This is a genomic window from Proteus columbae (genome assembly GCF_009914335.1).
GTDB lineage: Bacteria > Pseudomonadota > Gammaproteobacteria > Enterobacterales > Enterobacteriaceae > Proteus.
On record NZ_CP043925.1, the window covers coordinates 2,088,320 to 2,112,836 of the forward strand.

Consider the following 24,517-nt stretch of genomic DNA (forward strand, 5'->3'; position numbering starts at 1 on the left):
GGTAAAACACAGTCTGATTTCTGTTTTATCCAATTGCCAACACCTTTCGTTCAAGGTCAACGGAGTAATACATGTCCAGACGGCTCAGAAGAACAAAAATTGTTACCACCTTAGGCCCAGCAACAGATCGTGATAATAACTTAGAAAAAATTATTATTGCTGGCGCGAATGTTGTTCGATTAAATTTCTCTCATGGTTCTGCGGAAGATCATCTTGCTCGTGCTAATCGCACGCGTGAAATTGCAGCAAGATTAGGTCGCCATGTTGCTATTCTCGGGGATTTACAAGGCCCTAAAATCCGTGTATCTACCTTTAAAGACGGAAAAGTTTTCCTAAATGTCGGTGATAAATTCTTGCTTGACGCGGCGCTAGAAAAAGGCGAAGGCAATCAAAATCAAGTGGGTATTGATTATAAAGGCTTACCAGCCGATGTGGTTCCAGGCGATATTTTACTTCTTGATGATGGTCGCGTTCAGTTAAAAGTCCTTAAAGTGGATGGTTTAAAAGTCTTTACTGAAGTGACTGTGGGCGGTCCTTTATCTAACAATAAAGGGATTAACAAACTGGGTGGTGGTCTCTCCGCTGATGCGTTAACAGAAAAAGATAAGCAAGATATCATCACTGCTGCAAAAATCGGTGTTGATTACCTTGCCGTTTCATTCCCAAGAACTGGCGAAGATCTTAACCTTGCCCGCCGTTTAGCCCGTGATGCTGGCTGTGAATGCCAAATCGTTTCAAAAGTAGAACGAGCTGAAGCGGTTGCTAATGATGAAATCATTGATGAAATCATCCTAGCTTCGGATGTGGTGATGGTTGCTCGTGGCGATTTAGGCGTTGAAATTGGTGATCCTGAGTTGGTTGGCGTACAGAAAAAATTAATTCGTCGTGCTCGTCAGCTTAATCGTGTCGTTATCACTGCGACTCAAATGATGGAGTCCATGATAACAAATCCAATGCCAACTCGTGCCGAAGTAATGGACGTTGCTAACGCCGTATTAGATGGTACTGATGCTGTTATGCTTTCAGCAGAAACAGCTGCTGGACAATATCCAGCAGAAACAGTCGCTTCAATGGCGCAAGTCTGCTTAGGTGCTGAGAAAATGCCAGCTGCCAATGTTTCTAAGCACCGTTTAGATATGGTGTTTGATACAGTGGAAGAAGCCATTGCAATGTCTACAATGTATGCAGCTAACCATATGAAAGGCGTTAATGCGATTATTGCGATGACTGAATCAGGTCGTACTGCACGCATGATGTCTCGTATCAGTACAGGCTTACCTATTTTCTCAATGTCTCGTCATGAGAAAACATTGAATCAGACTGCACTTTATCGTGGCGTAACCCCTGTTTATTGCAGTACTCACACTGACGGTATTGCCGCTGCTAATGAAGCAATTGGTCGTTTGCGTGATAAAGGTTTCTTAGTTTCAGGTGATTTAGTGCTAGTCACTCAAGGTGACCAAATGGGCACAGTCGGTAGCACCAATACATGCCGTATTCTAACTGTTGAATAACTCAGAGTCTTAAATATTAATAACAAAACGGGCGCTGAATTTAGCGCCCATTTTTTATTTGGTTATTTTTTGTGCAAGAACTAGTCTAGGATATTCTCACGAGCGTAAGGCTCTATTTCACCCTCTTTACGTGTCTTCAGTAATTTTAAGATCCACGTATATTGCTCTGGCGTTGGTGTCACTAGTGCTTCTAACTCTTCATTCATTCTGCGTGCAATGTACGCATCATCTTTATCTTCAATATCATCCATTGGTTCACGAACAATAATACTAAGCTGATGTGTTTTATGACAATACACTGGGAACAACGGTACGATAGCTGCTCGGCATACTTTCATTAACCGCCCAATCGCAGGTAATGTCGCTTTATAAGTACCAAAAAAATCGACAAATTGGCTATGTTCTGCACCGTGATCTTGATCGGGCAGATAATAGCCCCAGTAACCTTGTCGCACAGAAGAAATAAAAGGCTTAATACCTGCTTCGCGTGAATGTAACCGACCATCAAAATGATGACGTGCTTTATTCCATAAATAATCAGCAACAGGATCTTTTTGGTGGTGAAACATCGCGGCCATCTTCTGACCTGTTGATGCTAATAGCATTGCAGGGATATCAACTGCCCAGCCATGAGGCACCATAAAAATGACATTACGGCCTTGTGCTTTAAAACGCTCAATAATTTCTAGCCCCTGCCAAGATGTGCGTTTTAATATACGCTCAGGGCCTCTTAAACAAAGCTCTGCTAACATCACAAAGGATTGGGGGGCAGTTTCAAACATACTGTCGAGTACATTTTCACGTTGCGTTTTATTCCATGTTGGAAAACAGTATCTCAAGTTGATATCTGCACGACGTCTTGCGCTTTTCGCTTTACGTCCAACAAAACGGCCAATAGAAGCAAGAAAGGGATCACGCCATTTTATTGGCATATAAGCCAATGCACTTAATACACCTGCACCTAGCCAAGTTCCCCAATGACGAGGATGCAAATATGCACGGTGAAAAGTGGGCACATAACCCGCTTTGCTATCTGTATCTTTTTCTTTATTCATCAGATAATTCTCTGAATTGATACCCCTAATAGGCGTAAAAAACATTAAAACAAAAACGGATGATATCAATCATCCGCTTTTATGTCTTTAAAATCGTGTTTATTGTCAATCGGCTAGCACTAACTGAGGTTTAATCTCTTTTACTTTAGCAAGATATTCTTGTTTATCTTTACCTGTTAAACCGTCAGCGCGAGGCAATGTTGCCGTTAATGGATTGACTGCTTGTTGGTTGATCCACATTTCATAGTGTAAATGAGGTCCCGTAGAACGCCCTGTATTTCCTGATAACGCAATTCTATCGCCACGCTTAACACGCTGTCCTGGTTTTACCAATAATTGACGTAAGTGCATATAACGTGTTGTGTATTGGCTACCATGACGAATAGCGATAAAGTTACCTGCGGCACCACTGTATTTAGCCACAATAACTTCACCATCTCCTGTTGCTAATACTGGAGTACCTACTGGCATCGCAAAATCAACACCTTTATGTGCAGCTAAACGCCCCGTAACAGGGTTAATACGACGAGGGTTAAATTGAGAGGAAACTCTAAATTGCTTCACAGTTGGGAAACGCATAAATCCGCGTTCTAATCCACCCGCTTGGCTATCGTAGAAACGACCATCTTCAGCAAGGAATGCATAATAATCTTTACCCGCACTACGTAAACGGACACCAACTAGCTCACTTTGCTCGGTACGCCCATCAAGCACTTCACGAGAAAATAGTGCCGCAAATTGGTCACCACTTTGTAATTTTTTAAAGTCCACTTGCCACTGTAATGCTTTGGTAACGGCGCGTGCTTCAGCATTGGTTAAACCTGCATTTGTTGCACTGACAGAAAAACTCCCACGAATAACACCCGTGGTTACACTGTTCTTCCATTCACCTTTTTGAAACTCTTTTGTTTCTTTAAAACCCGTTTCGGTACGGGTATAAACGCGAGTTTCGCGGCGGGAAACACCCCAGCTTAATTCTTGAAGCAATCCATTATCATCAAGTTCCCAGCTAATAGGTTGCCCTATTTTGAGGTTTCTAAGATCTTTATTTTGATTAGAGATAGTCGCGATATCCGCAGAATCAATACCAAACTGAGTCAGAATTGAACTTAATGAATCGCCACTAGAAACAATATAAGTATGGGGAACTTGCGCAACCGCAGTGCTTGTATCAGTGCCATCATCAGTATCAACTAATCCTTCATTGGTAAGCTGATCGCTACTATCAGTGATAATGTCATCGGTATTTTCGCCTTGATTGGCAAGAGGCATTTGAATGCTGACTGGAACTTCTCGGCTTTGCTCATTTTGAAGTACCACAGGCCGCCAAATTGCGACGGCCAAGGTTGCTGCAGTTAACGAACCAAGCATGATCTTATGTGGGAGTGGTAAACTTAAATATACCTGTGCAATGGATTTCTTCTGCTGCACGCTCTTAATTCCTTATTGTGTTTCATTCAGGCAGCTCGCATATTGGTTAGCTAGTTGGGTAAGGAATTTTACATAGCTCTCTTGAGTTAGAGCAATCCCACTTCCTAGGGGGTCTAATACACCCATTTTAACCCCAGTGCCTTTCGCCACTGTTTCTATTACTGTCGGCCTAAATTGTGGCTCAGCAAAAATGCAGGTTGCTTTTTGCTCAACCAACTGTGTTCGTATTTGATGTAATTTCTGCGCACCTGGCTGTATTTCAGGGTTGATCGTAAAATGACCTAACGGCTTTAAATTATAATGTTTTTCGAAGTAGCCATAAGCATCATGAAAGACAAAATAACCCTTATTTCTCACAGGCGACAGAATATTAACAAGATTCTTATCAGTTTGCTTGAGTTGTTCGCTGAATTTACCTAGGTTTACGTCCAGAAGTTCTTTTTTATCTGGATAGAGTGTAATTAACCTTTGGTGGATCTGTTTTGCAGACAACAACGCAATTTCTGGTGATAACCAGATGTGCATATTATAATCACCGTGAGAATGATGTTCGTGATTTTCCTCATGTTTATGCACATTGTCATCATCATCTTTCAATAAAAGCGACTTTATTTCGTCAGTTTCCGCTAAAGCCAACTTATGATTGTCAGTAAGTCTGTTTAATGGCTTATCTAAAAACACTTCCATATCAGGCCCCACCCATACCATCAGGTCTGAGGAAGTAATTTTTTTCAAATCAGAGGGTTTTAATGCATAATCGTGTGGAGATGCCCCATCTGGTAATAAAACCTCCGTTGGTGTTACTCCATCAGCGATAGCTGCAGCAATAAATCCTAATGGTCTGATGGAAACGACAACATCAGCCTGCACTGAAGCACTGAATGAGCTTATCATCGCTGTCGCTAAAAATGATTTCAATAAAAAACGATGCGCAAATTTGTTGTTTTTATGTAACATAGGAAGAATTCTCGTGAATCATCATTGGAAATGTTATATTATAACGTTTCAATGATTCTGCAAGTGCTAATTTTATGTCTGACTTGATTTGTTTAAAATCGGTTTGTGTTTCTTTTGGTGAAAGAGAAATTTTAAAAAATATCTCTTTTGATCTAAAAGCAGGCCGTATTCTTACTTTACTTGGCCCTAATGGTGCAGGTAAATCTACGGTTATCCGTTTAGTTCTTGGTTTATTAAATCCAACCTCAGGAAAAGTTGAGCGTCAAAACGCGCTACGAGTGGGCTATGTCCCACAAAAACTTTATCTTGATCCCACAATGCCACTCACCGTTAAACGGTTTATGACACTAAAACCGGGTGTTCATGATAAAGATATTCTCCCTGCTTTAGAACGCGTTAATGCGGCTAAATTAATCGATCAACCTATGCAGAAACTTTCTGGTGGTGAGTCTCAACGTGTATTGTTAGCAAGAGCGTTGCTTAATCAGCCCCAACTTTTAGTTTTAGATGAACCCACTCAAGGTGTTGATGTTAATGGTCAATTAGCACTTTATGATTTAATTAATCAGCTTCGTCATGAATTAGGTTGTGCCATATTGATGGTTTCTCATGATCTTCATCTTGTGATGGCAAAAACAGACGAAGTCCTCTGTTTAAATGGTCATATTTGCTGTTCAGGTACACCTGACGTTGTTTCTTCTCACCCTGAATTTATTGCCATGTTTGGAAGCCGTGGTGCTGAGCAACTTGGTATTTATCGTCATCATCACCAGCATAGTAAGGAGTGTCGTCATGATTGAGTTGCTGTTACCGGGTTGGATTGCCGGTATGCTCTTAGCAATGGCGGCGGGCCCTTTGGGCTCTTTTGTCGTTTGGCGTCGTATGTCTTATTTTGGTGATACTTTAGCTCACGCCTCACTACTTGGTGTTGCTTTTGGTTTGCTGTTTAACATCGAGCCTTTTTATGCTGTTATTGCAGTCACGCTTCTCCTCGCTATTTTGTTGGTCTGGTTAGAATTAAAACCTCAGCTTTCTGTTGATACTCTTTTAGGGATCATGGCACACAGTGCGCTCTCTTTAGGGCTTGTGGTTGTTAGTTTAATGTCGAATGTGCGTGTTGATTTAATGGCTTATCTGTTTGGTGATTTGCTGTCTGTAAACTATCAAGACGTTATCAGCATTTTTATTGGTGTTGTGATTGTTTTATTTGTGATTATTCGATCATGGCGCCCACTGCTTTCCATGACAATTAATCAAGATATGGCATTTGTTGATGGTGTGAATATTCAGCGAGAACGCTTAAAGCTAATGATGATCACCGCGTTAACCATTGGTTTAGCTATGAAGTTTGTCGGTGCGCTGATCATTACCTCTTTACTGATTATCCCTGCCGCAACGGCACGTCGTTTTGCTCGTTCTCCAGAACAAATGGCTCTGATTGCAATCGCGGTTGGTATGTTAGCCATTACAGGCGGTTTAACCTTCTCAGCTTTCTATGATACTCCAGCTGGCCCGTCTGTAGTTTTAGCAACGAGTTGCCTATTTATCTTGAGTTTATTTGCACCTACTAAACAGTAAAATAACAAATTAAGTTTGGATAAAAAAATACCCCTCGTTGTTAATTATTTCACCGAGGGGTATTTTTTATCTATTTTCTAATGATGATAAGAAATTAATCTTCCATAATTCGATTAAAATGACGGTAGGCATGATTAGTGGCAACACGGCCTCGTGGTGTGCGCTGAATAAAACCTTGCTGAATCAAATAAGGCTCTAATACATCTTCTATAGTTTCACGCTCTTCACCAATAGCTGCCGCAAGGTTATCTAATCCTACGGGGCCACCCATAAATTTATCAATGATGGCAAAAAGGAGTTTACGATCTAAATAATCAAAGCCTGCCGCATCCACATTCAACATATCAAGCGCTTTAGAAGCAATCTCTTCATCAATGGCACCATTGCCCTTTACTTGGGCAAAGTCTCTTACACGACGTAATAATCGGTTAGTAATACGCGGTGTGCCTCGCGAACGCATAGCAATTTGACGAGCACCTTCATCTGTCATCTCTAGTCCCATAAAACTGGCACTACGAGAAACAATGTGTTGAAGATCGTCAACATTATAAAACTCAAGACGCTGAACAATACCAAAACGGTCACGCAATGGAGATGTTAAAGAGCCCGCTCTTGTTGTTGCACCCACTAAAGTAAATGGAGGTAGGTCAATTTTAATTGAACGAGCCGCAGGCCCTTCACCAATCATGATATCAAGTTGATAATCTTCCATTGCTGGATAAAGAATTTCTTCAACAACGGGTGAAAGACGATGAATTTCATCAATGAATAATACGTCGTGAGGCTCAAGATTAGTTAGCATTGCAGCTAGATCACCCGCTTTTTCAAGCACAGGACCTGATGTCGTGCGTAAATTAACCCCCATTTCATTAGCAATGATATTTGCCAATGTGGTTTTACCTAATCCAGGAGGTCCAAAGATAAGCAAATGATCGAGCGCATCATGACGCAATTTAGCCGCCTGAATAAAAATCTCCATTTGTTCACGAACTTGCGGTTGCCCAACATATTCGGCAAGAGATTTAGGACGTATCGCCCTATCAATAATTTCTTCTTCAGGTTGTTGAATTTCTGCTGAAATCAGGCGATCTGCTTCAATCACAATGTGTTACTCCTAAATAGCCGCGCGCAACGCTTCTTTGATAAGCGTCTCGCTATCTGTACCCAGTTTTGCCACTTTGCTGATCATTTTTGCAGCTTCTTGTGGTTTATAGCCTAATGCGATTAATGCGGCAGAGGCTTCGGCTTCAATATCTGCCGCTTTTGGTGCTTTAGGTGAAGTACTTTCTGGTAATTCGATATCACTATTTTCGAATAAGTCACCATTAAGACCTTTAAAGCGATCTTTCATTTCAACAACTAAACGCTCAGCTGTTTTCTTACCTACACCCGGTAATTTCACTAGTGAAGTGATAGATTCATTTTCAATCGCGGTGACAAATTGGCGAGCAGACATGCCAGATAGAATGGCTAATGCGAGTTTAGGCCCTACACCATTCACTTTAATTAATTCACGAAAGAGTGCGCGCTCTTGTTTTTGGTTAAAACCATAAAGTAATTGAGCATCTTCACGTACGATAAATTGCGTGTAGATAATGGCTTCTTGACCAATATCAGGCAATTCATAAAAACAGGTCATTGGCATATTGATTTCATAACCCACACCATTACCTGCCTCGATCAGCACCACTGGTGGCTGTTTTTCAAGAATAATTCCTCTGATACGACCTATCACCCTAACGCCTCCGCAAATATAATTACGTCAAGTTTATAACATAAAAAAAGCTGGACGTATATCCAGCCTGTAAAAAACCAAAGACATTTACCAAGATAACAACTTATCTTAACCGACCTCGCGTTAACACTAATCGAGGATCGCCCACACGTAATAAATTTTGGTTAAAATGACAATGCGTGATAGCAATCGCCAAGGCATCAGCAGCATCTGATTGCGGTGCCGCAGATAGTTTTAGTATTGAGCGCACCATATGTTGTACTTGGCTTTTTTCAGCGGCACCCGTACCCACAACGGTTTGTTTAACTTGGCGAGCTGCATATTCAAAAACAGGTAAATCATTGTTTACTGCTGCGAGTATTGCAACACCTCGCGCTTGCCCCAGTTTTAATGCAGAGTCAGCATTTTTAGCCATAAACACTTGTTCAACGGCAAACACATCCGGCGAAAATTGAGTAATAATTTCGCTAACACCAGCATAAATGCGCTTAAGTCGATTGGGGAGATCGGGAACTTGTGTACGAATACAACCGCTTCCCAAATAGATAAGTTGACGCCCTTGCTGTCGAATTACGCCATAGCCTGTAACACGCGAACCAGGGTCTATACCTAGAATGATAGCCATATCAATTCCTGTTGCCGATATGGTCGATGGCGAGAGAAAAGAGCAAAAAAATCTGCTCTGCTCTTCTCTTCGCACTTTTAATAACAGCGTTAAACACCGTTATTTTCGATAATCGTTAGAACGATTACAGGATATCTTCCAGTTGTTTTGCAACTTCGTCTGAGATATCACCGTTGTGATATACTTCTTGCACGTCATCACTGTCTTCTAACATATCGATAAGACGCATTAACTTTGGTGCTGTTTCAATATCTAATTCAGCTTTAGTCGATGGGATCATTGAAACTTCTGCTGATTCAGCAACAAAACCTGCTGCATCCATTGCATCTTTTACTTCACCAAAAGATTCTGGTGTGGTGTAAACATCAATAGCGCCATCATCAAAGGTTTCAACGTCGTCAGCACCTGCTTCTAACGCAGCTTCCATAACGGCATCTTCATCAACACCTGGTGCGTATGAAATTACACCTTTTTTGGTAAACAGATAAGATACAGAACCATCAGTTCCTAAGTTACCACCTGTTTTGGTAAATGCATGGCGAACATCGGAAACAGTACGGTTACGATTATCACTTAAGCATTCAACCATCACAGCAGTGCCTGCTGGGCCATAGCCTTCATAAATGATGGTTTCCATATTATCGTTTTCATCATTACCCACACCACGTGCAATTGCACGATTTAAGGTGTCACGAGTCATGTTGTTCGATAATGCTTTATCAACTGCCGCACGTAAACGCGGGTTAGTTGCAGGATCACCACCACCTAAACGTGCTGCTGTAACTAGTTCACGGATGATTTTAGTGAAAATTTTACCGCGTTTCGCATCTTGCGCTGCTTTACGGTGTTTTGTATTGGCCCATTTACTATGACCTGCCATGAAATATCTCCAAACGTGGTCTAATCATTAAATAACAAATTCTTCAATCGCTTGCTGATTACTGGTGGATTTTGTTAATTTTGCCGCCAGTGACGCGTCTAACCATTGGTATTGCGAATGCTCAGTTAGCACAATATCTCGCTCTGCGGGCAGTGCTAACGTAAACCAATGTTCCTGACAGTGAGTAACACCTGGTGCATAACGATGCCGAAAATGTGCAAAAATTTCAAAAAGAATTGAGCGATGGCAATCCACCAGCTCAAGATTTTCTTTTATGATATCAATTCCAACTTCTTCTTGCACTTCGCGCAACGCCGTTTGAAAAGGCGTTTCACCCTCTTCTAAACTGCCAGTCACAGATTGCCAGAAATCAGGATCATCTCGACGCTTTAGCATAAGCACCCGTTTGGTCTTTTTTGCATAAATAACAACTAAAACGGATATCGGGCGCTTATATTTCATCATTTACTCTTTATCTTCGCTAACTTCTTTTTGAGTGACTGCAATCGCTAACTCTTTTAAAGAATCTTCATTAGCAAAGCTTGGTGCATTAGTCATTAAACACGCAGCGGCTGTTGTTTTAGGGAAAGCAATAACATCACGGATGTTATCAGTACCTGTTAACAACATCACTAAACGGTCTAAACCAAATGCTAAACCTGCATGTGGTGGAGTACCAAATTTAAGTGCATCTAATAAGAAACCAAATTTCTCTTGTTGCTCATTCGGTGTAATACCTAAAATGCTAAATACCGCTTGCTGCATTTCATTACGGTGAATACGCACTGAACCGCCACCCACTTCATAACCATTAATCACCATATCATAAGCATTTGCCACAGCACCTACTGGATGTGCAGTCAATTCAGCTGGTGATAAGTCTTTTGGTGAAGTAAATGGATGGTGCATCGCACTTAAGCTACCGGTTTCTTCATCTTCTTCAAACATTGGGAAGTCGATGACCCACAATGGTTTCCATGCATTTAAATCAGTCAGTTCAAGATCACGACCGACTTTTAGACGCAGAGCGCCCATCGCATCACTCATTGTGCCTTTACGCCCCGCGCCAAAGAAGATTAAATCGCCATCTGTTGCGCCTGTTGTTTCCAAAATAGCATTAACAACATCGTTAGTCAGGAATTTAGCGATAGGGCTTTGTACACCTTCAATGCCTTTCGCGCTTTCGTTGACTTTCATCCACGCAAGACCTTTAGCGCCGTAAATACCAACAAACTGTGTATATTCGTCAATATTTTTACGGGTTAATGCTGCACCACCCGGTACACGCAATGCGATAACACGACATTTTTCATCGTTGGCAGCTTGTGCAAATACGCTAAACTCAACATCTTTGACTAAATCAGCGATGTCTTTAAGTTCCATTGGGTTACGTAAATCTGGTTTGTCTGAACCATAACGACGCATTGCTTCAGCAAAAGTCATTACTGGGAACGCACCTAAATCGACATTAAGAATATCTAACCATAATGCATGGATCATACGCTCCATCACTTCGCGCACTTGATCTGCACTCATGAAAGAGGTTTCAACATCGATCTGGGTAAATTCAGGCTGACGGTCAGCACGTAAGTCTTCATCGCGGAAGCATTTTACGATTTGATAGTAACGATCAAAGCCAGACATCATTAACAGCTGTTTAAAAAGCTGTGGTGATTGTGGTAATGCGTAGAATTTACCTTTATGTACACGACTTGGCACTAAATAGTCACGCGCACCTTCAGGTGTCGCTTTAGTCAGCATAGGGGTTTCAACATCAAGGAAACCTTCACCATCCATAAAACGGCGAACAAAGCTTGTGATTTTAGCACGGGTTTTTAAGCGATCTGACATTTCAGGGCGACGCAGGTCTAAATAACGATATGTTAAACGACGCTCTTCGGTATTTGTTTGATTGCTATCTAACGGTAATGGCTCTGAACGGTTAAAAATAGACAGAGATTCTGCCGCTAACTCAATTTCACCTGTTGCCATATTTTTATTAACTTGGCTATCAGGACGAGCGCGTACTGTTCCTGTGACTTGAATACAAAATTCATTACGCAGTTCTGAAGCCTGAGAAAATGCCTCTTTCTGCTCTGGGTCAAAGAAGACTTGAACAATACCTTCGCGATCTCGCATATCAATAAAGATAAGTCCACCTAAGTCACGGCGACGGTTAACCCAACCACAAAGAGTCACTTTTTGGCCCACATGGGCGCTATTCAACTGCCCACAATAATTAGTACGCATACAATATCCTTTTACTCAGCTTGTTGTGCTTTCTGCTGCGGAAATTTTGGCAATAGTCTTTTTCGAGTAGTGTCAAAAAAAAGGCAGACATTATAACGAAAATTCTTCCTGGAGATAAGAGTATAGACCTAGTTTATATGATACATCTTTTCAAGGATTTGCTAATCCCCAAACAATTAATTAATAATAATTATTTATAGCGACAGAAGTCGCTTTGAGGTTTATCATTAAATTCGCCGTTTTTTGGCTTTGGCAATGGAGAAAAGATGGTTAGCTCGCTTTACATCGTACTGGGCGCACTATTATTGATTAAATTGTCCCTCAATGTCGTAAAACTCAGAACACAATATCGGGTTGCTTATGGCGATGGTGGCTTTTATGAATTACAAACAGCCATCCGTGTTCACGGCAATGCGGTAGAATATATTCCGATTTCCATGATCTTATTACTGGTCATGGAAATGAATGGTGCTTTTGTTTGGATGGTGCACATCTGTGGCTCAATTTTAATCGCAGGTCGCTTTTTACACTCTTATGGATTAAAACACCGTGAACTTCGCTGGCGCCGTTCAGGTATGGCAGCCACTTATTTATCGATGGCATTGATGATCATTGCTAATATTTATTTCCTTCCTTGGATACAAATCTTTTCCTTTTATTACTAAGTCCTCGCGGGAATAACATGATCATCCATGATCAAAACCGACATCCTTGCTGTTGTGTCTAATAACGGCAAGGTATCAAAAAGGTTTATTTATTTTTTCCAATTTCTTTCTAAATAATGCAACTTTGTGAGCACCGTCGCTTCTGGTAGAATGCTTGCTTCTTTTATTCCTTAAATCTATTTTAGTTATGTCGAATTCAAAATCATCACAACAAGACAGCTTATTTGCGACACCTATTGCTAACCTTGGTGACTGGCGCTTTGATGAAAAAGTCGCTGAAGTGTTTCCTGATATGATAAAACGCTCAGTACCAGGTTATTCTAATATCATCTCCATGATTGGTATGCTTGCAGGTCGCTTTGTTACGCCCAACAGCCAAGTCTATGATTTAGGCTGTTCTTTAGGTGCAGCAACCCTTTCCATGCGTCGTAATATTGATGCTGCTGGCTGTAAAATTATTGGTGTTGATAATTCACCTGCCATGATAGAACGCTGTCAGCGCCATATTGATGCCTATAAAGCAGATACACCCGTTGATATTATTGAAGGTGATATTCTTGATATCGAAATTAATAATGCCTCAATGGTAGTGCTTAATTTCACCTTACAATTCTTAGCGCCGAACGATCGCCAAATATTATTAAACCGAATTTACCAAGGTCTTAATCCCGGTGGCGTGTTAGTGCTTTCTGAAAAGTTCAGTTTTGAAGATAAAGAAATTGGTGAGTTGTTGTTTAATATGCACCATGATTTCAAACGTGCTAACGGTTACAGCGAATTAGAAATTAGCCAAAAACGTAGCATGTTAGAAAATGTTATGCTGACCGATTCTGTTGAAACGCATAAAGCTCGCTTACATAATGCAGGTTTTCCACATGCAGAAGTTTGGTTCCAATGTTTTAATTTCGGCTCTCTTTTAGCGATTAAAGGCAATAATTAATGATTAATTTTGGCTCGTTTTATCAACTTATTGCGCAAGATGAGCGCTTATTTCATTGGTTAGATACATTACCGGCTCAATTATCAGAATGGCGATCAAATGCGTTACACGGTCACTTTTCTTCTTGGGAAAGAATGCTCGATGGTTTGCCAGAAATTACGCCTACTGAGATTGATTTGAAAAATGGTGTGATAGCTCAACACACTCCAGCATTAAGTGCTGGCGAGCAACTAGGATTAAGTAACGTTTTAAAAAATTTAATGCCGTGGCGTAAAGGTCCATTTTCACTTTATGGCGTCAATATCGATACAGAATGGCGCTCTGATTGGAAATGGGATCGTGTTTTACCCCATCTTTCACCGCTTGAAGGCCGTTTAGTATTAGATGTTGGTTGTGGCAGTGGCTATCATATGTGGCGGATGTTAGGTGAAGGCGCAGAATTTGTTGTAGGGATCGATCCTACTCAACTTTTCTTATGCCAATTTGAAGCTGTCAGAAAATTATTAGGTAATGACCAACGCGCACATTTAATTCCTGTTGGTATTGAGCAAATGCCAGAATTAAATGCCTTCGATACTGTATTCTCAATGGGTGTACTTTATCATCGCCGTTCACCACTTGATCATTTATGGCAATTAAAAAACCAATTAGTTTCTGGTGGCGAATTAGTGTTAGAAAGCCTTGTTGTTGATGGTGATGAATTTCAATGCCTGATCCCTGGTGAGCGTTATGCACAAATGCGTAACGTGTACTTTATTCCATCTGCAAAAATGCTAAAGGTTTGGCTAGAAAAATGTGGTTTTAAAGATGTGCGTATTGTTGATGAAAATACGACATCACTTGATGAGCAACGTAAAACAGATTGGATGGTAACAGATTCATTAGATGCTTTTTTAGATGCTGATGATAAAACAAAAACTGTTGAAGGTTATCCCGCACCAAAACGTGCCATATTAATTGCCACTAAGCCTTAATTTTTTATCTAAATTTAAAGGGGTATCAAGTTATTAAATATCCCTTTCTTTCATAATATTCATCTTGTTTTTTATTAAAGACACTTTATACGCCCCTTATTTGCAGATGAACGATTAAAGAAAATTATGGCAAAGACACCAAAGAGCAAAGTTGCTACCCAAAAGGAAATAACACAAAAAAAACAACACGCTCTTTTGCAAAAAAATAAGCGTCAGCAATATGATGATCCTATTTTTTCGTCCTTTATAGAAACCACATCAGCAAAACGCCCTCCACTAACGCCATTACAACAAGGGGTACAACTCTTTTTTTCATTATTTGACTATGCCACACAGCTTTTATATATCGCTTTTATTATTACCGTTTGGTGGTTTCCTGAACATTTCTCAGTTCAAACAATTTATAATCTAACCGTTTTATTTTTATTTGAATTTATTCTCGTGCATTCAGGTGTTTTTATGGCTGCATTTGCTCGTACTAAGCTTGTTTTTGCTCTTATTCCTTTTTATGGGATATTCGCTCTTATTATCAATAGTATGATTATGGGTGATGAAAACCTGATTATTTGGCTTTATGCTGTAATTGTTGCTAATCGAATTATCAGTGGTTATCAAGTGAAAACTAAAGAAGAAATGGGAAAGAATTTATTCTATTCTGCACTATTAGTTTTAAATTTTATGCTGTGCCTTTTTTCTGTCATGATTTTTAAGTTTCTAGTCCCTTACGGTGGATTAACGCCCCAATATTTAAATGAAATTAACTATCTCTATTTAATTCCACAGCACAGCGATTATTTTAATGTTCCACATATTGGTATGGCTTACGGCACATTATTCTACGGTATTCCTTTAGCTTGCATTGCCTATATTAATATATCATCGATTTATAAACGTATAATGTTTAGAATAAAAGCACATAAAATAAGAACCACACAAAGATAACCTTATTCGGCGCTTGTTGTTTATCTTTATTCATGTTTAAATACGCGCGTTATCACTCCAATTATTTCTCTTTTTAAGAAGGCACTTCCCTACGATGAACTAAATTCTGCCAGAAAATTATTTCAAATACCTTTTCGGTATTCATTTTCTGTTACTGGCAGACAATAATTTATTTCGTCGCATCTAGAAAAAAGATCTCGGCTGTCTGCCACCTATTTCTCTTAGGAGGTCGATGATGACAATAGCCTGTCATTTTTCACAACTTACTATCGAATTTAATCAACAAGCTCTTTTTCCACCATTAACTCGCTCACTGACTTGTCAGCAAAATGCATTAATTGGCCATAACGGTAAAGGAAAGTCTGTACTATTAAGATTATTAGCACAAAAAATATTACCGACTTCAGGTCAAATTAATTGGAATATGCCTTTTGTTCACGTTGATCAATTAACGCGATTACAGGGTGATACACTTGCTCAAGCGTTAGATATTCATGAAATTTATCAAGCATTCCAACGTGTTGATGCCGGTATTGCCACATTAGAAGATATTGAGTTACTCGATGGCAAATGGCAACTCCCTGTCATGTGGCAGAATTTATTAGATTCGGCACAACTTCCAGTCGCATTAGATACCCCTATTGCGCATCTAAGTGGTGGAGAACAAACACGTTTAGCACTTTGTCGCGCTTTTTTATGTGAAGAGAGTTTTCTGCTGTTAGATGAGCCAGATAACCACCTTGATTATCAAGGACAACAATGGCTAATAAAACAATTAGCTCAGCATAAAGCGGGCTCTCTTATTGTTAGCCACAATCGAAACCTGCTCTCGTATGCCGATACTATTATTGAATTAAGTGAGAAAGGCTTATCTGAATATGGTGGAAATTATACATTATATGAGGCACAAAAAAGTGCGGAAATAACATCATTGGAAGCCGCAAGTGATCGACTAAACAGCCAAATAAAAAATGAGAAACGCCAGCAACAAGCAACATTACAAAAAACAGCGCAACGGAAACGACAAGGTGAATCAATTAGGCAAAGTGGCTCTCAGTGCCTACTTTTACTGGATATGCAAAAAAACAGAGCAGAACAACGCCAATCTGCCGTAGCAAAACGGCATCAACGCGTAATTGATGATATGCAATCTCAAAAGCAAGGTATCGATGAGGAAAAAGCACATGTTCATCAGCAAAAAATGGTATTGAATTATCAAAGTGATGGCCATCGTTTAAATGTATTTGTTAATAATCTTCAACTTCCATATGGTTATCAGCACCCTATTTCATTTTCAGCTTACGGCAATGAACATTGGCATATTAAAGGTAAAAATGGCTGTGGAAAATCAACATTACTAAAATGCTTGATCGAACAATTTGTACCACTTTCTGGTGAGTTTCGTCTCAACAAAGACTATTGTTACCTTGACCAACATCTTGCTTTACTTGATAAAACATTGCCAGTTGCACAAGCACTACACCAATATCAATCCGCGATTTCTGTCGAGCAATGGCGAACGCGTCTTGGAATGTTGAGAATTAGAGGTGATAAATCTTTACTACCACTTGAAAAACTCAGTGGTGGCGAGCAATTAAAAGCAACGTTATTGGCTTTAACACACAGCCCAAAACCACCAGCAGTATTATTACTTGATGAGCCAGATAATCACCTTGATATCGAATCCAGACAACTATTGGAAAATCTACTTGTTGAATATCAAGGCACATTGTTACTGGTTTCGCATGATGAAGCCTTTGTTGAACGCTGTGGTATTACACATACGCTGTTATTAGGCGAACTTATATAAAAAAACTGCGCCATGAAAGGCGCTGTTTTAAAATATTTAATCCGTATCAATCAAGATGCTAATGGCGCATAAATACTCATAATATCTTTCATCGCTTCAACTGTATCTTCATCCACACAGTAATGCGTAAACTCATCAACCTCACTATCAGAGCTCATAGTTACACCCGCTTTTCGATAAATCATGGTTGAAGGTGCCACTTTTCCTGCTGAGCTATGAATTTCTTTCAATCCTGCATCTAGGAATTTTTGGATATTGCTGAGTCTTACACCAGCGCCCGCCATAATTATAGGGCCTTGTGTTTTTTCATTTAACGTGCGTAATAATGGCAAACCTAATTCTGCATTCGCCTGCTGTCCTGAGGTTAAAATACGAGCAACACCTAGCTGAGTTAGTTGTTCTAACGCTAATAATGGATTAATACACATATCAAAAGCACGATGAAAAGTAATGGCTAATGGACCTGCAAGCTCCATTAAAATTTCCATTTTAGGCAAATCAATATGCCCTTCTTCATTTAAAAGACCAACAACGGCACCTGAAAATCCCATATCACGGATCAAACTAATATCATTTTTCATTGCTGAAAAATCAGCTTGTGTATAACAAAAATCACCACCACGCGGGCGAACGATAGGATGAACGGGAATACGAACCAGATCCCTGACTTGTCGTAGCATTCCAAAGCTTGGTGTAATACCACCTTCTGCTGGACTCGTGCACAGCTCTATTCTGTCTGCGCCTGCTCGTTCTGCTACCAACGCACATTCAGCGCCAAAACAACAAATCTCCAATGTAGCCATATCATCCCTCTCCATCCTTAATAAAGAAAGTAATCAGAAAATAAATATCATTTCTTAGCGATTACTAACAATAGTTGTCGAATCTTGTAATTCATTCAATTCTGCCATCAGAATTTTGTGCTGACACAAGCAAACTATTTCCTGAAAGTGTCGAACAACACTCACTTTCAACGATTTCAAGTAACGAATAAGGATGATACTTCACTGTGACTTTTCCATTAGAAATAGCCACCGTTGGATTGGGTACACGTTCTTTCTCACCTTTAGGTTCGCTGATTTTTAAGCTAACACTCTCAGGTAACGTTTCGGGTAAAAAAGACATCACTTTATCCACTAAAAAAGCGGGTTCAACGGAGATCACTTGCTCAATATGCTCCCAACCTTGGTATTCATATTTTTTATTTGTGGGAAAAGGCAATTCAACAATCGAAACAGATTGATTTAGAATAGTTAGCGGTATTTCTAATTGAAATAGATATATTGGACGCCCATTAATCACATTATCAGAAATACACTTTCCACACTGGCTTAATCCTGTTCGCCACTGCTCCGCTAATGCTAAATCGTGACAACGTAACGATACGTGATCAGTGTGATAGATGGATAAATCTATGCCCAAACTATTGGCAAATAGTGTCATATTTTCTTCAAACAAAGAAAGCTCGTGAGTTAAATCATTTAATTGAGGAATTGAAGAAAATAACACCATTTTGAATAACCTTAATGAAAAAACAGAGAAAAAACCTTAAAGATAAGACCTAGATGGTAGCATGTTCTAGCCGGAATATGTTATAAATTCAAGGTTAATCCTAATTCTTTATAAGAAACCTGTCAGACTTTAGTCGTCAGGTTTTATTTTCTCAATAATTTAAGGTAACCCGGTGAATATTCAGGCTTTTCTTTCAGAAAAAATCAGTGTGGCAATGTGTGCTGCTGGCGCACCCGCTGATAGCGAACCTCTTGTCCGTCAGTCAGCCAAAGTACAATTTGGTGACTATCAGGCAAATGGTGTCATGGGAGCTGCAAAAAAAATGGGGATCCCACCCCGACAACTCGCAGAAAAGATCCTAGAAAAGCTCGATATTACAGATGTTGCAGATAAAGTTGAAATCGCAGGCCCAGGTTTTATCAATATCTTTTTATCTCCACAATGGGTTGCAAAGCAAGCTGAAGACGCATTAGCAGATGAACATCTAAACGTAACACCTGTTGAACCTCAAACTATTGTTATCGACTATTCATCTCCGAACGTTGCAAAACAGATGCACGTTGGTCACTTACGCTCAACCATTATTGGTGATGCAAGTGCGCGTACTTTATCTTTCTTAGGTCATAATGTTATTCGTGCTAATCACCTTGGTGATTGGGGTACGCAATTTGGTATGTTGATTGCGTATTTAGAGAAAAAACAGAATGAAAATGCGGCAGATATGGCGTTATCTGATCTCGAAGAGTTCTATCGTGAAGCGAAAAAACACTATGATGAAGATGAAGTATTCGCAGAGCGTGCCCGTAATTACGTTGTGAAATTACAAAGTGGTGATGAATACTGCCGTACAATGTGGCGTAAATTAGTTGATATCACCATGCAACAAAACCAAGTGACTTATCAACGCCTTAACGTCACATTAACCGAAGACGACATTATGGGTGAAAGTCTTTATAACCCAATGTTGGCAGGTATTGTTGCCGATTTAAAAGCAAAAGGTCTTGCGGTAGAAAGTGAAGGCGCAACGGTTGTTTTCCTTGATGAATATAAAAACAAGGAAGGCGAACCTATGGGTGTTATCGTTCAGAAAAAAGACGGTGGCTACCTATATACAACGACAGATATTGCTTGTGCAAAATACCGTCACGAAACATTACATGCTGACCGTGTGCTTTATTATATCGACTCTCGTCAGCACCAGCATTTAATGCAAGCTTGGACAATCGTTCGTAAAGCAGGCTACATCCCTGATTCAATGTCACTCGAACACCATATGTTCGGTATGATGTTAGGTAAAGATGGTCGTCCGTTTAAAACTCGTTCTGGTGGCACTATTCGTTTAACCGACTTGCTGGACGAAGCTCAAGAAAGAGCCCGCGCATTAATCGCTGAAAAAAATCCAGATATGGATAAAGACGAATTAAATAACGTTGCTCGCGTTGTGGGCATTGGTGCTGTTAAATACGCTGATTTATCTAAAAACCGTACCACAGATTACATCTTTGATTGGGATCTGATGTTAAGTTTTGAAGGTAACACAGCACCTTATATGCAATATGCTTATACTCGTGTTGCTTCAATCTTCAAACGTGCAGAAATTGATGAAAATGCGTTAACTCAACCTATCGCACTAACCCAATCTCATGAAAGACAGCTTGCATTACGTTTAGTCCAGTTTGATGAGACGATTATGCAAGTTTCTCGTGAAGGAACACCTCACGTTATGTGTGCTTATCTTTACGATCTGGCACAAGCTTTCTCTGGCTTTTATGAAAACTGCCCTATCTTATCTGCTGAAGATGAAAACACTCGCCAAAGTCGTCTAAAACTAGCTCGTTTAACCGCAAGAACCTTAAAACAAGGTTTGGATACTTTAGGTATTGAAACAGTAGATAGAATGTAATTCATCTCTATTTTCAAATAGTAGTGATAAAAAAACCGATGGTATTAACCATCGGTTTTTTATTATGCGTTAAATTTTAATTCAAGATAGCTAAAAAACACTACAAACAATGGCTTAATAAACTTCCAATGCTATTTAATCATTAATCTTCGTTAGCAGTTATAACATCCTGACACAATAGCCCTCTAATATCTTTTGCCTCAATCCAACCATCGACACTGTCTATTGGCTTACTAGGGCTGTATAAGCGGTCATTGACGTCTTTAGCGGTGAAAGCAAGCTTCTCATTAGTTTTGTCGAATACGCCAATACAGTTAACTGGAGTGAGTCTTGAGGTATTAATTTTTCCGTCAGCAGTACAACCTGCAAGAAATAACGTAGCTAATGATACAGAAATGATAATTGCTTTTTTCATAGTAGCTCCTTGACACTCTTATTTTTATTTTTACCAAAAATCACGCAGTGATTATTTAGTGGTCTTTAAACTAGAAATACCTAATGATTTATAACTGCTTTGAGTATAACGAATAAATAGAGAAATATTTGAGTTATTGAGCTATTAATAAAAAAATAAGAAATATTGAGAAGGTATAGAAAAGAGAGGGAAAAACAGAAAACAACGGCGGATAAATGAAAATAATAATTAGTGTACCATACTGAATTTTCAGTAATCTAATTATCTATTAATAATAGATTTAGCATTAATTTCATTATTCACGCGACTTATTGTTTACTGCTTATCCCCAGCAATCGTGTTACCTATTTGAAGCGCAGACAAAATAGATATGATCACTTTCAGTAGTACTGAACGATAACAAGCAAATAACTTTACAGTCACGGTTAATCTACCTGAATAAAGAAATAATAATATGTCTTAAATCAAAAAAATTAAATGTTTTAAAATATACTGCAATATTTTGAAATATTTGCAATATCTCATCATTAAGTAAGAAATATTTAACAGATGTGTCAATTTTTAAACCTATTCGACATAAGAGAGTTTATCTAAAAAAAGATAATTCGTCAAACCGTAAGTGCTTAGAATATAGTGTCTATTTTTTTACTTTATGTAGAATCCCACTGTTAGTAAACAAATTGTCTAAAGATATTCGATATGATTAATGTTTAGATAAACTTATCAATAACGATTAAAAAATACTTTCAGATGCCGAAAAACTGTATAAATCATTTAGAAATTGGAAAAAAAATTTAATAAAAAAAAGAGTGAGAAAAAAGATTTTTGCTTTTTTTCTCACTCTTTTTTCTTTCTAAGGGTAGCCAGATCCGCGTAACTAAATGCGAGAAGTGTGATCTATATAGCATTATAAATAGTCTAAAAATAGAGAAAGGATCTAAATGAAGAGAATTACATTGATAAAAATATTGTTAATTTTGCAACTCCTCGCTTTTATACAAAAGCGAGGAGTCCATGTTATCAGTTATAAAGCACGTAGTGAGAAATGGCGAGGTCTAAACCCTAGTGCATACAGCGCAACAAAATAACTTCCTGCTCCAGCTACTACAACTAACAACAAGCGTAAGATGCGCATTAGCATATTGCCGGTATCCCAACTTGGCATGATCCACAACATTCCAACTAATACAGCCCCCATTACGGCAAGCGCAATAACAAGTTTTAATAAGAACACTGGCCAGCCAGCCAAAGGTTGATAGATATTTTTCTTACGGATCTGCCAAAACAACATAGAGGCATTAAAACAAGCCGCAATACCTATTGAAAGTGCAAGCCCCACATGTTTCAAGCTACCAATGAATGCAAGGTTCATTAATTGTGTGAGAATTAATGTCGCAATCGCAATTTTTACTGGTGTTTTAATATCCTGACGAGAATAAAAACCTGGTGCTAAGATTTTTATGATAATCAGTCCCATTAACCCAACACAGTAAGCGATTAGCGCTTGTTGTGTCATTAGTGCATCATGAGCATTGAAATTACCATACTGGAATAAAGACGCGGTTAAAGGCCCAGATAATACCGCTAAACCAATAGTACAAGGCAGTGCTAATAAGAAGCACAGTCTTAATCCCCAATCCATTAATTTTCTATATTCTTCAGTATTACCACTGGCAAAACTCTTAGATAATGAAGGAAGTAAGATTGTACCTAATGCAACGCCTAATACCCCGGTCGGTAGTTCCATCAAACGATCTGCGTAATACATCCAAGAAACTGAACCAGAGACTAAGAAGGAAGCAAAAATAGTATTGATAATTAACGATATTTGGCTAACCGAAACCCCTAAAATAGCAGGCCCCATCAGTTTCATCACACGCCAAACACCGCTATTTTTAAATGAAATACGCGGCAAAACAAGCATACCGATTTTTTTCAAATGCGGTAATTGATAACCCAGTTGTAATATTCCCCCAGCAACAACCGCCCACGCCAATGCCATAATAGGAGGATTACAATAAGGTGCGACCACTAAAGCAAAAAAGATCATGCTGACATTGAGTAGCGTTGGTGCAAAAGCGGGTACTGAAAAACGATTCCAAGTATTTAAAATAGAGCCCGTCAATGAAGCCAGTGAAATAAGAAAAATATAAGGAAAGGTGATCCGTAATAAATCGGTCGTTAATTGAAATTTATCAGGTGAACTACTAAAACCCGGTGCTGTAACATAAATCACCCAAGGCGCAGCAATAATACCAATCACGGTGACCACGGCTAAAATAAGCGTCAGCATACCCGAAACGTAAGCAATAAAGGTACGCGTTGCCTCCTCACCTTGCTGATTTTTATATTCTGCCAAGATCGGAACAAATGCTTGAGAAAATGCCCCTTCTGCAAAAATACGCCGCAATAAGTTTGGCAATTTAAAAGCAACAAAAAAGGCATCTGTTGCCATACCTGCGCCAAAAATACGCGCAATAATTGCATCACGAATAAATCCCAGTACCCGTGAAAATAAGGTCATAGAACTCACCGCAGCAAGTGATTTAAGTAAATTCATAAAGTCATTCTAATTTTTGTTGAATGGAATAAAAAGAAAGGGACTATACTCCGTCTCTAACATCGAAAAATCAATCTTCAATTAGCTAAGAATATGCTGACTCTGCTTATCTTCGACTAATCCAAGCGATTAAAAAATAGCTATTTATGGCTTTGTAAGCATTTTTCTCAACATCGATTCCAACATAACGTGATCCTCACCCTCATTAAATTCAGGATCGATAATATTTCTTCCCATAGAGCCATCTGCGATGACTAACAGCCATGTTGCAATTTCCTCTGGCTCAAGTGTTGAGTCTATCTGCCCTTTTTTAATACCGTTTTTCAGCATCGTAATCAAACGCTGTTTGTTGTTTCTTTCATTTTCAATAAAAATCTCGTGAATGCTCGCATTACGCGATGCTTCAGCAAAAATTTCAATACTAATGCGCGCATATTCGGGGTGATTATAAAGCGCTATAATTTCCTTCATTAAATCGATGATTGCTTGAATACACTCTTCTTCGGCTTCATAGCGACAAAAGATATCGTCAAACAGTTGTGCATCTTCTAATGCAATCGCCTCAATAATCGAATTCTTATTCGGAAAGTAATGAAATACATTCCCAGGACTCATACCTGCTTCATGACAGATTTCTGCTGTTGATGTGGAGTGAAAACCTTTTACAGCAAAGCAACGTATTGCAGCATCAATAATATGCTTCATTTTCGCTTTTTGTTTTTCAGTAACAGTCTTGTTCATAACATTAAAAATCTCTGGACAAAATAAATT

Annotated in this window: 23 protein-coding genes; 9 read left to right on the forward strand and 14 right to left on the reverse strand. The window is 39.2% G+C overall.

Translation table 11 applies throughout. The features are described 5' to 3' along the window. The first annotated feature begins 71 nt into the window (after window positions 1–71). Window positions 72–1,514, forward strand: a complete 1,443-nt coding sequence (gene pyk, locus F1325_RS10005; RefSeq protein WP_088495460.1) for a pyruvate kinase — start codon at window positions 72–74, stop codon at window positions 1,512–1,514. A gap of 80 nt (window positions 1,515–1,594) precedes the next feature. Here pyk and lpxM read toward each other — a convergent pair whose 3' ends face one another. The 3 genes from lpxM to znuA form a co-directional block, all read right to left on the reverse strand. Further along, on the reverse strand, window positions 1,595–2,569 hold the full coding sequence (gene lpxM / locus F1325_RS10010) for a lauroyl-Kdo(2)-lipid IV(A) myristoyltransferase (protein WP_109372240.1): 975 nt from the start codon (window positions 2,567–2,569) through the stop codon (window positions 1,595–1,597). A 105-nt stretch (window positions 2,570–2,674) separates the two neighbouring features. Continuing rightward, window positions 2,675–4,000 carry a murein DD-endopeptidase MepM gene (mepM, locus tag F1325_RS10015; protein ID WP_109372239.1) on the reverse strand — a complete coding sequence of 442 codons (1,326 nt, stop codon included), beginning with the start codon at window positions 3,998–4,000 and terminating at the stop codon, window positions 2,675–2,677. A gap of 12 nt (window positions 4,001–4,012) precedes the next feature. Then, window positions 4,013–4,957: a zinc ABC transporter substrate-binding protein ZnuA gene (znuA, locus tag F1325_RS10020; protein WP_160230394.1), complete on the reverse strand. Its 945-nt coding sequence runs from the start codon at window positions 4,955–4,957 to the stop codon at window positions 4,013–4,015. A 74-nt stretch (window positions 4,958–5,031) separates the two neighbouring features. Between znuA and znuC the strand changes: the two genes are divergently transcribed. Together znuC and znuB are read left to right on the forward strand one after the other, a co-directional pair. Then, window positions 5,032–5,757, forward strand: coding sequence for a zinc ABC transporter ATP-binding protein ZnuC (gene znuC / locus F1325_RS10025; protein WP_109372237.1), 726 nt, complete (start codon window positions 5,032–5,034; stop codon window positions 5,755–5,757). Continuing rightward, window positions 5,750–6,535 carry a zinc ABC transporter permease subunit ZnuB gene (gene znuB, locus F1325_RS10030; protein ID WP_160230395.1) on the forward strand — a complete coding sequence of 262 codons (786 nt, stop codon included), beginning with the start codon at window positions 5,750–5,752 and terminating at the stop codon, window positions 6,533–6,535. The genes znuC and znuB overlap by 8 nt, the downstream gene beginning before the upstream one ends. A gap of 94 nt (window positions 6,536–6,629) precedes the next feature. Here znuB and ruvB read toward each other — a convergent pair whose 3' ends face one another. The 6 genes from ruvB to aspS form a co-directional block, all read right to left on the reverse strand. Further along, window positions 6,630–7,637: a Holliday junction branch migration DNA helicase RuvB gene (gene ruvB, locus F1325_RS10035; protein ID WP_099075472.1), complete on the reverse strand. Its 1,008-nt coding sequence runs from the start codon at window positions 7,635–7,637 to the stop codon at window positions 6,630–6,632. 12 nt (window positions 7,638–7,649) lie between these two features. After that, window positions 7,650–8,270, reverse strand: a complete 621-nt coding sequence (gene ruvA, locus F1325_RS10040; protein ID WP_075671063.1) for a Holliday junction branch migration protein RuvA — start codon at window positions 8,268–8,270, stop codon at window positions 7,650–7,652. Window positions 8,271–8,373: 103 nt separating this feature from the next. Beyond that, a complete protein-coding gene (gene ruvC / locus F1325_RS10045) occupies window positions 8,374–8,895 on the reverse strand; it encodes a crossover junction endodeoxyribonuclease RuvC (protein WP_006536599.1) in 522 nt (173 codons plus the stop codon). A gap of 124 nt (window positions 8,896–9,019) precedes the next feature. Continuing rightward, a complete protein-coding gene (locus F1325_RS10050; protein ID WP_023582074.1) occupies window positions 9,020–9,775 on the reverse strand; it encodes a YebC/PmpR family DNA-binding transcriptional regulator in 756 nt (251 codons plus the stop codon). A gap of 27 nt (window positions 9,776–9,802) precedes the next feature. Further along, complete coding sequence (gene nudB / locus F1325_RS10055) at window positions 9,803–10,237, reverse strand: dihydroneopterin triphosphate diphosphatase (protein WP_160230874.1); 435 nt, start codon at window positions 10,235–10,237, stop codon at window positions 9,803–9,805. A gap of 3 nt (window positions 10,238–10,240) precedes the next feature. Continuing rightward, complete coding sequence (gene aspS, locus F1325_RS10060) at window positions 10,241–12,025, reverse strand: aspartate--tRNA ligase (RefSeq protein ID WP_109372234.1); 1,785 nt, start codon at window positions 12,023–12,025, stop codon at window positions 10,241–10,243. 266 nt (window positions 12,026–12,291) lie between these two features. Between aspS and F1325_RS10065 the strand changes: the two genes are divergently transcribed. The 5 genes from F1325_RS10065 to F1325_RS10085 all read left to right on the forward strand — a co-directional run bounded on the left by F1325_RS10065 (window position 12,292) and on the right by F1325_RS10085 (window position 17,356). Continuing rightward, complete coding sequence (locus tag F1325_RS10065; RefSeq protein ID WP_109372233.1) at window positions 12,292–12,690, forward strand: MAPEG family protein; 399 nt, start codon at window positions 12,292–12,294, stop codon at window positions 12,688–12,690. A gap of 187 nt (window positions 12,691–12,877) precedes the next feature. Further along, complete coding sequence (cmoA, locus tag F1325_RS10070) at window positions 12,878–13,630, forward strand: carboxy-S-adenosyl-L-methionine synthase CmoA (protein ID WP_109372342.1); 753 nt, start codon at window positions 12,878–12,880, stop codon at window positions 13,628–13,630. Then, window positions 13,630–14,604 carry a tRNA 5-methoxyuridine(34)/uridine 5-oxyacetic acid(34) synthase CmoB gene (cmoB, locus tag F1325_RS10075; protein ID WP_109372232.1) on the forward strand — a complete coding sequence of 325 codons (975 nt, stop codon included), beginning with the start codon at window positions 13,630–13,632 and terminating at the stop codon, window positions 14,602–14,604. Before cmoA ends, cmoB begins: the two co-directional genes overlap by 1 nt. A 126-nt stretch (window positions 14,605–14,730) precedes the next feature. Then, window positions 14,731–15,546, forward strand: coding sequence for a hypothetical protein (locus F1325_RS10080; RefSeq protein WP_109372231.1), 816 nt, complete (start codon window positions 14,731–14,733; stop codon window positions 15,544–15,546). 235 nt (window positions 15,547–15,781) lie between these two features. Next, window positions 15,782–17,356, forward strand: coding sequence for an ATP-binding cassette domain-containing protein (locus F1325_RS10085; RefSeq protein WP_160230875.1), 1,575 nt, complete (start codon window positions 15,782–15,784; stop codon window positions 17,354–17,356). A 50-nt stretch (window positions 17,357–17,406) separates the two neighbouring features. Here the strand turns inward: F1325_RS10085 and cutC are convergent, their stop codons facing one another. Together cutC and F1325_RS10095 are read right to left on the reverse strand one after the other, a co-directional pair. Continuing rightward, window positions 17,407–18,159 (reverse strand): copper homeostasis protein CutC, encoded by a 753-nt coding sequence (gene cutC, locus F1325_RS10090; RefSeq protein ID WP_109372229.1) that lies wholly within the window; start codon window positions 18,157–18,159, stop codon window positions 17,407–17,409. 91 nt (window positions 18,160–18,250) lie between these two features. Further along, the gene (locus tag F1325_RS10095; RefSeq protein ID WP_160230396.1) at window positions 18,251–18,868 is read right to left on the reverse strand and encodes a VOC family protein; all 618 of its coding nucleotides are present in this window, start codon (window positions 18,866–18,868) and stop codon (window positions 18,251–18,253) included. A 172-nt stretch (window positions 18,869–19,040) separates the two neighbouring features. Here F1325_RS10095 and argS point away from each other — a divergent pair, with 172 nt between their 5' ends. Next, window positions 19,041–20,771, forward strand: coding sequence for an arginine--tRNA ligase (argS, locus tag F1325_RS10100; protein ID WP_160230397.1), 1,731 nt, complete (start codon window positions 19,041–19,043; stop codon window positions 20,769–20,771). Between the two features lie 142 nt (window positions 20,772–20,913). On the opposite strand, the gene F1325_RS10105 is transcribed toward argS, so the two are convergent. The 3 genes from F1325_RS10105 to F1325_RS10115 form a co-directional block, all read right to left on the reverse strand. Beyond that, window positions 20,914–21,186 (reverse strand): hypothetical protein, encoded by a 273-nt coding sequence (locus F1325_RS10105; RefSeq protein WP_109372226.1) that lies wholly within the window; start codon window positions 21,184–21,186, stop codon window positions 20,914–20,916. Between the two features lie 1,024 nt (window positions 21,187–22,210). Then, entirely contained in the window at window positions 22,211–23,746 is a 1,536-nt protein-coding gene (gene murJ, locus F1325_RS10110; RefSeq protein WP_109372225.1) for a murein biosynthesis integral membrane protein MurJ, read from the reverse strand. A 144-nt stretch (window positions 23,747–23,890) separates the two neighbouring features. Continuing rightward, a complete protein-coding gene (locus F1325_RS10115) occupies window positions 23,891–24,487 on the reverse strand; it encodes a TetR/AcrR family transcriptional regulator (RefSeq protein WP_109372224.1) in 597 nt (198 codons plus the stop codon). Window positions 24,488–24,517 lie beyond the last annotated feature (30 nt).

Excerpts from the sequence above, each read along its gene's own strand:
- pyk (WP_088495460.1), top strand. The coding sequence starts at position 72 with ATGTCCAGACGGCTCAGAAGAACAAAAATTGTTACCACCTTAGGCCCA.
- lpxM (WP_109372240.1), bottom strand. The coding sequence starts at position 2,569 with ATGAATAAAGAAAAAGATACAGATAGCAAAGCGGGTTATGTGCCCACT.
- znuA (WP_160230394.1), bottom strand. The coding sequence starts at position 4,957 with ATGTTACATAAAAACAACAAATTTGCGCATCGTTTTTTATTGAAATCA.
- znuC (WP_109372237.1), top strand. The coding sequence starts at position 5,032 with ATGTCTGACTTGATTTGTTTAAAATCGGTTTGTGTTTCTTTTGGTGAA.
- znuB (WP_160230395.1), top strand. The coding sequence starts at position 5,750 with ATGATTGAGTTGCTGTTACCGGGTTGGATTGCCGGTATGCTCTTAGCA.
- ruvC (WP_006536599.1), bottom strand. The coding sequence starts at position 8,895 with ATGGCTATCATTCTAGGTATAGACCCTGGTTCGCGTGTTACAGGCTAT.
- F1325_RS10050 (WP_023582074.1), bottom strand. The coding sequence starts at position 9,775 with ATGGCAGGTCATAGTAAATGGGCCAATACAAAACACCGTAAAGCAGCG.
- nudB (WP_160230874.1), bottom strand. The coding sequence starts at position 10,237 with ATGAAATATAAGCGCCCGATATCCGTTTTAGTTGTTATTTATGCAAAA.
- aspS (WP_109372234.1), bottom strand. The coding sequence starts at position 12,025 with ATGCGTACTAATTATTGTGGGCAGTTGAATAGCGCCCATGTGGGCCAA.
- F1325_RS10065 (WP_109372233.1), top strand. The coding sequence starts at position 12,292 with ATGGTTAGCTCGCTTTACATCGTACTGGGCGCACTATTATTGATTAAA.
- cmoA (WP_109372342.1), top strand. The coding sequence starts at position 12,878 with ATGTCGAATTCAAAATCATCACAACAAGACAGCTTATTTGCGACACCT.
- cmoB (WP_109372232.1), top strand. The coding sequence starts at position 13,630 with ATGATTAATTTTGGCTCGTTTTATCAACTTATTGCGCAAGATGAGCGC.
- F1325_RS10080 (WP_109372231.1), top strand. The coding sequence starts at position 14,731 with ATGGCAAAGACACCAAAGAGCAAAGTTGCTACCCAAAAGGAAATAACA.
- F1325_RS10085 (WP_160230875.1), top strand. The coding sequence starts at position 15,782 with ATGACAATAGCCTGTCATTTTTCACAACTTACTATCGAATTTAATCAA.
- cutC (WP_109372229.1), bottom strand. The coding sequence starts at position 18,159 with ATGGCTACATTGGAGATTTGTTGTTTTGGCGCTGAATGTGCGTTGGTA.
- F1325_RS10095 (WP_160230396.1), bottom strand. The coding sequence starts at position 18,868 with ATGGTGTTATTTTCTTCAATTCCTCAATTAAATGATTTAACTCACGAG.
- F1325_RS10105 (WP_109372226.1), bottom strand. The coding sequence starts at position 21,186 with ATGAAAAAAGCAATTATCATTTCTGTATCATTAGCTACGTTATTTCTT.
- murJ (WP_109372225.1), bottom strand. The coding sequence starts at position 23,746 with ATGAATTTACTTAAATCACTTGCTGCGGTGAGTTCTATGACCTTATTT.
- F1325_RS10115 (WP_109372224.1), bottom strand. The coding sequence starts at position 24,487 with ATGAACAAGACTGTTACTGAAAAACAAAAAGCGAAAATGAAGCATATT.